The following is an 11,695-nucleotide window of genomic DNA, read 5'->3' as shown; positions in this document are numbered from 1 at the left end:
ACTTTTCTTCAACCCATGCAGGTGGGTTTTGTCTGTGTAGCCGCGAATTCTATTCGCCCTATTCGCCCCAATATTACACCAGTATTTCCAGAGAGAAGGAGAAATGACTACAGCACAACAACCAGAAAAGACAGTTCAGCAAGTACGTACTGTAGCAGAGTTAGTGGACTATATCCAAGCTCTCACCACTGAAATTCAAGAATTGTATTGTTTAGATGAGATACCTTGGGTAGTGGGCTATTCGGGCGGAAAAGATAGTACTGCTACTTTACAGCTGATCTGGAATGCGATCGCAGCACTCCCCCAGGAAAAGCGAAAAAAGACTATTCATGTTATTACAACTGATACGCTGGTAGAAAACCCTGTGGTCTCTGTTTGGGTACGTAACTCTTTAGAACAGATGAAAGTTGCTGCTAAAGAGCAAGAAATGCCAATTGAACCCCATTTGCTTTATCCTGCAATTAAGGATACCTTTTGGGTAAACTTAATTGGGAAAGGCTACCCAGCGCCACGGAACAGATTTAGATGGTGTACAGAACGCCTTAAAATTCAGCCATCTGACAGCTTTATTCGTGCAGTTATTAGGTCTAGTGGTGAAGTAATTCTTGTCTTAGGTACACGCAAGGCTGAAAGTACGAAACGTGCTGCTACGATGGCTAAACATAGAGAATCGCGGGTACGTGATCATATAAATACTAATCCCAACCGACCTAACTCATTGATTTATCTTCCTATTGAAGATTGGCGTACTGATGAAGTTTGGATTTACTTAAATCAGTGGCAAAATTCTTGGGGATATAGCAACAAAGACTTATTTATTATGTATCGAGGTGCAACAGCCGATAATGAATGTCCACTAGTTGTTGATACTTCTACTCCTAGCTGTGGTGATTCCCGATTTGGCTGTTGGGTTTGCACAATCGTTAGTAAGGATAAATCGATGGAAGCGATGATCCAAAATGATGAAGAGAAAGAATGGATGCAGCCTCTATTAGATATCCGTAACGAACTAGATATTAAAGATGACTGGGACAAAAGAGATTTTAGAAGAATTTGGGGAGATGTTCAGCTTTTTGAACGCAATAAAAATGGGGAAGTTTCTGTCGAACCAATACCCGGACCCTATACCAAATATTGGCGGGAACATTGGCTTAGACGATTATTAGAAGCGCAAACACAAACCCGTCGGACAGCGCCAGAAAATATGCGCGACATAACTCTAATTACTCTCGAAGAAATGAGCGAAATTCGCCGCATTTGGCTAGAAGACAAACACGAATTTGATGATAGCTTACCCCGGATTTATCAAGAAGTGACTGGCGAAGAATTTCAAGACCCCCGTCCTGGTGCTGACTATAGCCTACTAGGTCGTGATGAATGGATAGTATTAGAAGAAATCTGTGAAGGTGACGCGATGCACTTGGAACTGATGGCGAAATTGTTAGACACAGAACGCCAGTATCGCAAAAAGACTCGTCGCGTCGGAATATACGACACCCTAGAAAAATGTTTTAATACGAGTTCCCGTTCTCCAGAAGATGCGATCAAAAATGCTCGTTTGAAACGCGAATTAAGCGAAGCAGTTAGTCAAGGTGATGTTGCAAAAGTCAAGCAGATGACTTTGGGTGATGTTGCAGCAATCAATGAGGTAGATGAAGGTGAAAGTGATGAACAGGTAACTTGGGGAAGTATGAAATTTAAAAAGAAAGATTCAGAATAATAGAGAATACCGGGCGATTGGAAATCGCGGCTACACAGAGGAAACCCGCCTGCGTGGGTTAAAGAAAATGAGAGCAAGTTTTACACAATTGTATGTACATTATGTTTGGGCGACCTGGGATAGATTGCCTATAATTACGCCTGAGATTCAGAAGTTAGTTTATGCAGCTATTATTCAGGAGTGTGAACAGTTAAAGTGTACCGTAATTGCGATTGGTGGTATTGAAGATCATGTCCATCTGCTAACGGGTTTTCCGCCAACCATCAGTATCTCTGAATTAGTTAAACAAATTAAGGGAAGTTCTTCTCATTTCATCACCCATGAAATCAAGCCAGATGAGTTTTTTAAATGGCAAGGTAGCTATGGAGCTTTTACAGTTAGTCATGATGCCATTGATAATATAGCCAATTACATCAGAAACCAAGCTACCCACCATAGCCAAAAATCAATCATTCCCACCTGGTAACTAACTCCCAAGTAAACCCACGATTATATACGAATTTAGTCCGCGAAGGCGGACTTTGCCTGTGTAGCCGCGAATTCTATTCGCCCGATATCTGATAAACTTCACCTACATAACCGCGAATTCTATTCGCCCGATATCTGAGTGCATAACCGCGAATCACATTTGCCCGGTATTTCTTTCCCCAATATTTAATAATCTTAAAAATCAATGATATTTCTTGAACTCGTATTACAAAACTTTGGCCCTTACAGTGGTAAACAGGTAATTAATCTTAACCCAAAAACTGATGAAGAAAACTCGCGTCCAATTATCCTATTAGGTGGCATGAATGGCGGCGGAAAAACTACGCTAATGGATGCCATTCGTCTCGCCCTTTATGGACCCCGCGCCCAATGTTCTACCCGTGGTAATTTAAGTTATGGCGATTTTCTCAATCAATGTGTTAACAACAAAGCGGAAAGTGCGGTCTTGGGGTCTCCCCAAGAGGAGCAACTTTCCAAGAGAATCGATCCCGTTGCAGATACCCGGATTGAATTACTTTTTGAACATATTGAAAATGATAAGCCAATAAAATACCGTGTTGTGCGTAGTTGGACAAAAAACCCTAAAGATGGTAAAGATACATTAGGTATTTTAGGTGACAGTGATACATGGCCTGATGCTTTAGTTAATATCTGGGATGAGTATATAGAAAATCTTTTGCCTTTAGGAATTTCTAACTTATTTCTATTTGATGGTGAACAGGTTAAAGAACTCGCAGAACAGGAAATACCACCACCAATTGTTGTTGAAGCTATTCGCGGACTTTTTGGACTAGAGTTGGCAGATCGTTTGGCAGTTGATTTAGATATTTTAGTTAACCGTAAACGCAAAGAATTTGCTGATACTAAAGATTTAGCTAATCTAGAAGAAATTGAAAAAAGATTGACGCAACAGCAACAAGATTATCAAGAAACTGAACAGAATTTAGGAAATATCAAAAATCAGCTAGAAGAATTAGAAGTAAAGCAGCAAGAAGCTTTTGATAAATTCATTTCTGAGGGTGGTAAAATTGCGGCAGAACGCAATCAACTAGAAATACAGCAGAAAGCGAAAACTGCGGAAATTGAACAAGTGCGTCAGTTAATGTGTGAATTGGCGGCTGATGTTTTACCTCTAGCATTAATTCCCAATTTACTTACTCAAGTGCAAACCCAGGGAGAACAAGAATTTCGCCATCGACAGATCAAAATTTCCAAAGATTTGTTAATTGAGAGAGATCAGCGCTTACTCAGTTGGCTAAGTCAGGTAGAAATTGCTGTAACACAAGTTGAAAAAATTCAATCATTTCTAGTCGAAGATGTAGATAATTTATATGCAAAAACTCTCGATATGGAAGCACCTTGGTTATTAGCTGATGATGAAACCTTAAGTCAGCTAGATAATCTCATCTATCATTTGCAAAATTCTCAAATTTCGGCAAAAGAAAAATTAGCTATTATCAAAAATCAAGAAGAAGAAATTATCACTCTGGAAAGACAAGTGCAAACAGCAGCAGCACCAGAAGATTATACAAAGCTGCGTCAGGCAGTAGAAGTGGCACAAAATCAAGTTGTTGAAGCTAAAGCAAATTACGAAACAATTCGCCGTCGGTTAGCTGAATTAGAAACTATTATTGCTAAGTCAAAAAAAGAATTAAGTGAATACACTGTAGAAAATATTAAACATAAAAATAACGAACATATTATTACCTCTGCGGCTAAAGTTCAAGAAACACTCAAGATTTTCCGTGAGAAATTAACCTTGAGAAAGCTCAATAAATTAGAGGAAGAAGTTAAAAATTGCTTCCTTTATCTCCTTCACAAATCCGATTTAGTGCATCGTATTGCCATTGATACTAATACTTTCGGACTTTCCTTGTATGATTTCAATGGTAAACCAGTTCCCAAGCATCGTTTATCGGCTGGCGAAAAACAACTACTAGCGATCGCCTTCCTCTGGGGTTTAGCCAAAGTCTCTGGACACCGCTTGCCAGTAGCAATCGATACACCGTTAGGTAGACTAGACTCCTCTCACCGCAGTAACTTAGTTGAACGTTACTTTCCATCCGCCAGCCATCAAGTAATTTTGTTATCTACCGATACCGAGATTGGACAGAAAGAAGTAGAAACACTGCGAGAAAACGAAGCGATCGCTCGTGAATACCTGCTCAAATACGACTCCTGCACCCGCCAAACAACAGTGATAGAAAATCAATATTTTTGGTAGTAGATAGCCTCTAAAAAATTGAGCGATGCCTGCGGCGGTAAACTACGCAACTTTTTTCAGCCTAGATAATACCCTTGAGTTAAGGATTAACTCTTATTTCTAAGAATCTGTTGATAGCCAATTATCCCAGCTTAGTCCTTCAACTCGCAGCCAGTCAGAATTATTGTATATTATTAATCATTTGAAAACCTCGAACTTTCTAAAAGATAAATAATCTCTATCTTAATTACTAATTATCTGGCTAGTATAAAGTGGCAAAAATAAAGCTACCATCCTTTGTAGATCAATTTTGAACACACCGAACAATGAAATTCAGCGAAATCCTCCGCCAATTTGGTGATGCGGCTACCAATCATAGTCTGACTAGCAACCCAGACCATGACCTAGAAATTACAGGGGTAGCAGCCGTTGATGAAGCTACCAACGGTACTCTCAGCTACGTAGAAGGTACAAAATTTGGGTCTTTTGTCAGCAAGACCAATGCTACTGCTTTAATTTTGCCCCAGGACGAAAAATTACAGATGCTTGCACAAGAGAGGGGTATTGTCTGGATAGAGACCCCAAATCCGCGACTGTTGTTTGCCAAAGCGATCGCACTTTTTTACCAACCATATCGCCCCATCCCAGAAATTCATCCCACTGCTGTAATTCACTCCACCGCAAAAGTTGGTAGTGATGTTTATATTGGCCCCCATGCTGTGATTCAACAAGGGGTAGAAATTGGCAATGGTGCAATCATTCATCCCAATGTGGTGATTTATCCAGATGCCAAAATCGGCGATCGCACCACCTTACACGCCAACTGTACCATCCACGAACGCACGCGCATCGGTGCAGATTGTGTCATTCACAGTGGGGCTGTCATTGGTGCAGAAGGCTTTGGCTTCGTTCCTACCCGGACTGGTTGGTTCAAAATGGAACAATCTGGCTACACAGTCCTAGAAGATGGCGTGGAAGTTGGCTGCAATACCGCCATTGACCGCCCAGCCGTCGGAGAAACACGGATAGGTAGCAATACAGTAATTGATAACTTAGTACAAATAGGTCATGGTTGCCAAATTGGTGCCGGCTGTGCGATCGCAGGTCAGGCTGGTATGGCCGGCGCGGTCAAACTTGGAAATCGGGTAATCTTAGCTGGGCAAGTAGGAATTGCCAATCAAGCGAAAATGGGAGATGGAGCGATCGCATCGGCTCAAGCTGGAATTCATAACGATGTTGCCCCAGGAGAAATTGTCTCTGGAACTCCAGCCCTTCCTCACAAATTATATCTCAAGGCATCTGCTATTTATAGTCGCTTGCCAGATATGTATCAATCGCTAAAACAATTGCAACGTAAATTAAAAAATAGTAATGATTAAGCTGCTGCTGTAATAGATTTAGATCCCCGACTTCTTCAAGAAGTCTGACTTTTCACGTTATGTGGAAAAGTCCACCAAAAACCTAACCCCCTAACCCCCTTCCCTAGGAGGGAAGCGGGAAAATTCAAAGTCTCTGACGCCACGTGCAACAAGAGTGGCTCGCCGCCCAACGCAGTGGCTCCTCCTTAAAGGAAGAGAGAAATAGAATTAAGAAGTAAAAAGTAAAAAGATAATCCCCATAAATAAATTGAGGGGATTTAATAAGGACACCTTATTTCTCTCTAGGAGACGCCAAAGGCGAACGCGCTGCGCGTCTCGAAATAAATGTTTTTATTTCATTCCATAAATAAATTTAGTTGCTCTCAAACCATTTTTCTTTTTCTTTCTTTTGCCTTTTTACTTTTTACTTTTGCCTTGTTCGGTGAGGTTTTCCAGATGCCGTGAAAAGTCAGTTCAAGAAGTCGGGGATCTGGACAGCAACTTTATTAAACGCTTCCTTGTCACAAATAGAAATGCGATCGCCTTACCCTAGTACTTTGTCAAGCTAAAATCCTAATTTTTCCAAAACTGGTTTTGTGGAAACAACGTGACGGTCTAAACCTAGTTCTTTGGGACTAACCCCAAGTGCCAAAGCAATCAGCTGGGGTAAATGCAACACTGGTAAACCTAGCTTCTGTTCAATCACCTTTTCTACCTCTGGCTGACGCGAATCTAAATTTAAGTGGCACAGAGGACAAGGCGTAACTATACAATCAGCACCAGATGCTAAAGCGTCTTGAATATGCATCCCCGCCATCTGGAAAGATTGGGTAGTGGCATAACTAGAAAGCGGCCAACCACAACATTGTGTCCGACCTCGGTAATAAATTGGTGTTGCACCCACCGCCCGAAACATATTTTCCATCGCTTCCGGTTGGAACGGATCGTCATCAGGCATAGATTTTTGGGCGCGGAGGAGATAACAGCCATAAAACGCGGCACATTTTAATCCACTTAACTTCCGAGTCACACGTTTGGTAATTTCCTCTAAACCGTAATCTGTCACCAAGGCGTAGAGAAGATGTTTAACTTCAGTACTGCCACGATAAGGTGAACAGCCTTCTTTGTGCAGCAAGCCATTAACCTGTTCAATGTAGTTCGGGTTAGAAGTCTTACATTCCTTAAGATTTTCATTGACGTGACCGATAACACCTTGACAAGTGCTGCAATGGGTAAGCAAGGGCAGATTTAATTCTTCTGCTAAAGCAATATTTCTGGCGTTGACCGTATCTTCTAGCAATTGGGAATCTTCTTTAAATGTGCCAGAACCACAGCAAGCAGCTTTTTTCAGTTCAACTAGTTCAATGCCCAGTGCTTGGGTAAGGGCTTGAGTTGACTGGTAAAGTTCCCGACAGGCCCCTTGGGCAACACAACCGGGGAAGTAAGCGTATTTCAGGGTGTGAGGTAGCATAGAAGTATGTTTGGGTTAGAGCGATCGCTCTCAACAATAACTGTTTTATCATCCCTTGTTAGCACCGAAGTTCTGATGTTTGATGTTCAGCAACCCTTTAACCGTCTAGGTTAAAAGCCGCAGCATCTACATATTCTTATTGCTAGCAAGGCTGTAAATACCGATGGAGACATTGTAAAAAATCTTAGCAATAATTGGAAACCCGAAGCATTTACAAGGTATCGGCCATAGCGTAACATGCCCCACTACCCAAGTATTAAGAGAAAACTTACCCCATTCTTCATTAGAAGAAAGGTTTTCTCAGATAAAAACCCTTGGCAGTATGCGGGCGATCGCGCTTGACGATAAGATGTATATGCTCAAAACAATGTCTCCGATCAAGAGCAGAACTTCGCAACTGGTTAAGGAATTTTATTACTTATGAGCCAAACGGAACTTTTTGAAAGAGTCAAGAAAATTGTCATCGAACAACTGAGTGTTGAATCGCCTGATACAGTGACACCACAAGCCAAGTTTATGGAAGACCTGGGAGCAGATTCTCTCGATACCGTTGAGTTGGTGATGGCCTTGGAAGAAGAATTTGAAATCGAAATTCCCGATGAAGCTGCGGAGCAGATTACATCGGTTCAAGACGCAGTAGATTACATCAATAGTAAAGTTACCGCATCAGCTTAATTGGGGATTGGGGATTGGGAAAATTTTTATCCAACACCTAGTCACCTTTTGGGTGACGTTAGGAACGTCGCTAACGCCACTCGCTCTAAGTCGGCAAACCCGATGCCAGTCGCTCACAAAGGAAACCTTTAAGACCGCGCTGGCTCACCAGTACCTAGTTGGTAGGCTCGAATTTTTTGCCTGCTGCTTTTTCGCCATTTTTAACTGAATCATGACAGATCATACACGTAAACGCGTTGTTGTAACTGGTGTTGGCGCGATTACACCAATAGGTAACACAGCAACAGAATATTGGAATGGATTATTGAGTGGACGCAATGGCATTGACTACATCACATTATTTGATGCGTCTCGCCATGATTGCCGGATTGCTGGTGAGGTGAAAAATTTCGATCCGCATGATTACTTGGAGCGTAAAGATGCCAAGCGTATGGATCGATTTTCCCAATTTGGGGTTGCGGCAGCAAAACAGGCTCTATCTAACGCGCAGTTAGTGATCAATGACCTGAATGCAGAACAGGTAGGTGTCATGATCGGTTCTGGCATTGGTGGCATTAAGGTATTAGAAGACCAGCAAACTATCTACCTCAACCGTGGTCCAGATCGCTGTAGTCCATTCATGATCCCGATGATGATCGCTAACATGGCGGCAGGATTAACGGCAATTCACACAGGCGCTAAAGGTCCCAACTCCTGCCCTGTAACCGCTTGTGCTGCTGGCTCCAATGCCATAGGAGATGCTTTTCGCTTAATTCAAGGTGGATATGCCCAGGCGATGATTTGCGGGGGAACGGAGTCAGCTGTCACACCATTGTCGATAGCTGGGTTCGCCGCTTGCAAGGCACTCTCTTTTAACAATGATGATCCGGCTCATGCTTGCCGTCCCTTTGACCGCGATCGCAATGGATTTATCTTGGGTGAAGGTTCAGGAATTTTAATTCTAGAAGAACTCCAACACGCCATCAATCGCGGCGCTCACATTTATGCCGAAATGATCGGCTATGGTATGACCTGCGACGCCTACCATATCACTTCCCCCGTACCTGGTGGACTCGGAGCAGCTAGAGCGATAGAACTAGCTCTCAAGGATGCACAAGTAACTCCCGAACAAATTAGCTACATTAACGCCCACGGCACTAGCACCCCAGCTAATGATTCAACTGAAACCTCAGCAATCAAAAAAGCCTTGGGAGAACATGCCTATAAGGTGGCAATTAGCTCCACCAAATCGATGACAGGTCATTTATTGGGCGGTTCTGGGGGTATTGAAGCAATAGCAACAGTACTGGCGATCGCTAATGACCAAATTCCACCGACAATCAATCTGGAAAATCCCGATCCAGAGTGTGACTTAGATTATGTGCCTCACTCTAGCCGCGCTCAAAAAGTCGAGATAGCAATATCCAATTCTTTTGGGTTTGGCGGTCATAATGTCACACTAGCCTTTAAGAAATACATTTAAAAGAAGGCAAGAATTGAGGTTTGCTCCAACTCTGCCCAATCCCCATTCCCCAATCCCCAATCCCCAAAGTATCAGAAATATCATTCGGATATAAAGTAAGCGTTCAGCATGACCCAATTATCAGCTTGATTTATCACCATAAACTCAGGAGATCCCGCTTGTCCATCCACAAGCGGGAATGGGATGATGAAGATACTATGGGGAATCTAAAATAACCCCAGCAAGAGAAGCTACAAAGAGTGCTAACCCGTCGTTAAAAACAAGAGATTATGGCTGTTGCAACCCAATCCCTCGAAGAACTTTGTATTAACTCGATCCGCTTCTTGGCTGTTGATGCCGTAGAAAAGGCAAAATCGGGACACCCAGGACTACCAATGGGCGCGGCTCCAATGGCTTTTGTGCTTTGGGATCGCTTTTTGAAGTTTAACCCCAAGAATCCCAAGTGGTTTAATCGCGATCGCTTTGTCTTGTCTGCCGGTCATGGCTCAATGTTGCAGTATGCCCTACTGTACTTGACAGGCTACGATAGCGTGACGATTGAAGATATTAAGCAATTCCGTCAATGGGGTTCTAGAACTCCCGGACATCCAGAAAACTTTGAAACCCCAGGCGTGGAAGTCACAACTGGTCCCTTGGGTCAAGGAATCGCCAATGGAGTTGGTTTAGCGATCGCGGAAGCACACCTTGCCGCTAAATTTAACAAACCCGATACCAAGCTTGTTGACCATTACACCTACGTAATTTTAGGTGACGGTTGCAACATGGAAGGAATTTCTGGTGAAGCTGCTTCTTTCGCGGGGCACTTGGGATTAGGCAAACTCATCGCTCTATACGACGACAACCACATTTCCATCGACGGTTCCACAGATGTGGCATTCACCGAAGATGTTTCTAAGCGCTTTGAAGCTTACGGTTGGCACGTTTTGCATGTCAAAGATGGTAATACTGATTTAGAAGCGATCGCTAAAGCAATTGAAGAAGCTAAATCTGTCACCGATAAACCATCAATGATTAAGGTGACAACCACCATCGGTTATGGTTCCCCCAACAAACAAAACACTGCTGGTATTCACGGTGCTGCTTTGGGTGGAGACGAAATAGCATTGACTCGGAAAAATTTGGGTTGGGAATACGAGCCTTTTGATATTCCACAAGATGCTCTCAACCACACACGCAAAGCAGTGGAACGCGGTGCAGGTTACGAAACCGAATGGAATAAAACATACGCTGACTACAAAGCTAAGTATCCCCAAGAAGCAGCTGAATTTGAACGTTACATAAGCGGCAAACTGCCCGATGGTTGGGACAAGGTACTAACCACCTACACCCCCGAAGATAAAGGATTGCCCACCCGCAAACATTCAGAAACCTGCCTCAACAAACTGGCGGCGGTTTTACCTGAATTGATTGGTGGTTCGGCTGACTTAACCCACTCCAACTTGACCGAAATCAAGGGTAAGGGCGACTTCCAAAAAGGGCATTACGAAAACCCTAACATCCACTTTGGAGTTCGGGAACATGCTATGGGCGCAATCTGTAATGGGATAGCGCTCCACAGTTCGGGATTAATCCCCTACGGTGCTACCTTCTTGATCTTCACAGATTATATGCGTGCTGCCATTCGCTTATCTGCCCTTTCTCAAGCTGGCGTGATTTGGGTGATGACTCACGATTCCATTGGACAAGGTGAAGATGGACCAACACACCAACCCATTGAAACTCTAGCTTCCTTGCGAGCTATTCCTAATTTATTAGTGTTTCGTCCCGCAGACGGTAATGAAACCTATGGCGCTTATAAAATAGCGATCGAAAAGGCGAAACAAAATGCTCCGTCTCTGTTGGCGTTCAGCCGTCAAAATGTCCCCAACTTGGCAGGTACTTCCATTGAGAAGGTGGCCAAGGGTGGATACACCGTGGTTGATAGCCAAGGTACACCTGAGATCATCCTGATTGGTACTGGTTCAGAATTGAGCCTCGCCGTCACCGCCGCCGAAAAACTCACGGCTGAAGGTAAGAAAGTCCGGGTTGTATCGCTACCTTCATGGGAACTGTTTGAAGCACAGGATGCGGCTTATAAAGAGTCGATTTTGCCGAAAGCTGTCACTAAGCGGTTGTCTGTAGAAGCTGCCAGCAGTTTCGGTTGGCACAAATACGTGGGTAGTGAAGGCGATTGCGTTAGTATCGATCGCTTTGGTGCTTCGGCTCCAGGTAATGTTTGTTTAGAGAAGTTTGGCTTTAGCGTTGATAATGTGTTGGCTAAGGCTAAACAATTGTTGGGTTAATAGCAACAGAATATTCTCAAAATTCTCTGAGGTGG

8 protein-coding genes are annotated in these 11,695 nt (G+C 43.2%); 7 read left to right on the top strand and 1 reads right to left on the bottom strand.

Annotated elements, in window-relative coordinates:
* The first annotated feature begins 103 nt into the window (after window positions 1-103).
* The 4 genes from dndC (at window position 104) to lpxD (ending at window position 5,791) form a co-directional block, all read left to right on the top strand.
* Window positions 104-1,720, top strand: coding sequence for a DNA phosphorothioation system sulfurtransferase DndC (dndC, locus tag V7K97_RS21620; RefSeq protein WP_334803053.1), 1,617 nt, complete (start codon window positions 104-106; stop codon window positions 1,718-1,720).
* A 67-nt stretch (window positions 1,721-1,787) separates the two neighbouring features.
* A complete protein-coding gene (gene tnpA, locus V7K97_RS21615; protein ID WP_334803052.1) occupies window positions 1,788-2,186 on the top strand; it encodes an IS200/IS605 family transposase in 399 nt (132 codons plus the stop codon).
* A 207-nt stretch (window positions 2,187-2,393) separates the two neighbouring features.
* Window positions 2,394-4,433, top strand: a complete 2,040-nt coding sequence (gene dndD / locus V7K97_RS21610) for a DNA sulfur modification protein DndD (RefSeq protein WP_334803051.1) — start codon at window positions 2,394-2,396, stop codon at window positions 4,431-4,433.
* Window positions 4,434-4,738: 305 nt separating this feature from the next.
* Complete coding sequence (lpxD, locus tag V7K97_RS21605) at window positions 4,739-5,791, top strand: UDP-3-O-(3-hydroxymyristoyl)glucosamine N-acyltransferase (RefSeq protein ID WP_334803050.1); 1,053 nt, start codon at window positions 4,739-4,741, stop codon at window positions 5,789-5,791.
* A gap of 544 nt (window positions 5,792-6,335) precedes the next feature.
* Here lpxD and V7K97_RS21600 read toward each other — a convergent pair.
* Window positions 6,336-7,241, bottom strand: a complete 906-nt coding sequence (locus V7K97_RS21600) for a CoB--CoM heterodisulfide reductase iron-sulfur subunit B family protein (RefSeq protein ID WP_334803049.1) — start codon at window positions 7,239-7,241, stop codon at window positions 6,336-6,338.
* Window positions 7,242-7,661: 420 nt separating this feature from the next.
* Here V7K97_RS21600 and acpP point away from each other — a divergent pair, with 420 nt between their 5' ends.
* The 3 genes from acpP to tkt all read left to right on the top strand — a co-directional run bounded on the left by acpP (window position 7,662) and on the right by tkt (window position 11,660).
* On the top strand, window positions 7,662-7,916 hold the full coding sequence (acpP, locus tag V7K97_RS21595) for an acyl carrier protein (RefSeq protein ID WP_334803048.1): 255 nt from the start codon (window positions 7,662-7,664) through the stop codon (window positions 7,914-7,916).
* A 211-nt stretch (window positions 7,917-8,127) separates the two neighbouring features.
* Window positions 8,128-9,378: a beta-ketoacyl-ACP synthase II gene (gene fabF, locus V7K97_RS21590; RefSeq protein ID WP_334803047.1), complete on the top strand. Its 1,251-nt coding sequence runs from the start codon at window positions 8,128-8,130 to the stop codon at window positions 9,376-9,378.
* Between the two features lie 269 nt (window positions 9,379-9,647).
* Window positions 9,648-11,660, top strand: a complete 2,013-nt coding sequence (tkt, locus tag V7K97_RS21585; protein WP_334803046.1) for a transketolase — start codon at window positions 9,648-9,650, stop codon at window positions 11,658-11,660.
* The last annotated feature ends 35 nt before the right edge of the window (window positions 11,661-11,695 follow it).

The organism is Nostoc sp. (assembly GCF_036917815.1).
Classification (GTDB): domain Bacteria; phylum Cyanobacteriota; class Cyanobacteriia; order Cyanobacteriales; family Nostocaceae; genus Nostoc.
The sequence above is the reverse complement of the archived record's forward strand: the minus strand, read 5'-3'. Positions and strand labels throughout refer to the sequence as shown.

Excerpts from the sequence above, each read along its gene's own strand:
- dndC (WP_334803053.1), top strand. The coding sequence starts at position 104 with ATGACTACAGCACAACAACCAGAAAAGACAGTTCAGCAAGTACGTACT.
- tnpA (WP_334803052.1), top strand. The coding sequence starts at position 1,788 with ATGAGAGCAAGTTTTACACAATTGTATGTACATTATGTTTGGGCGACC.
- dndD (WP_334803051.1), top strand. The coding sequence starts at position 2,394 with ATGATATTTCTTGAACTCGTATTACAAAACTTTGGCCCTTACAGTGGT.
- lpxD (WP_334803050.1), top strand. The coding sequence starts at position 4,739 with ATGAAATTCAGCGAAATCCTCCGCCAATTTGGTGATGCGGCTACCAAT.
- V7K97_RS21600 (WP_334803049.1), bottom strand. The coding sequence starts at position 7,241 with ATGCTACCTCACACCCTGAAATACGCTTACTTCCCCGGTTGTGTTGCC.
- acpP (WP_334803048.1), top strand. The coding sequence starts at position 7,662 with ATGAGCCAAACGGAACTTTTTGAAAGAGTCAAGAAAATTGTCATCGAA.
- fabF (WP_334803047.1), top strand. The coding sequence starts at position 8,128 with ATGACAGATCATACACGTAAACGCGTTGTTGTAACTGGTGTTGGCGCG.
- tkt (WP_334803046.1), top strand. The coding sequence starts at position 9,648 with ATGGCTGTTGCAACCCAATCCCTCGAAGAACTTTGTATTAACTCGATC.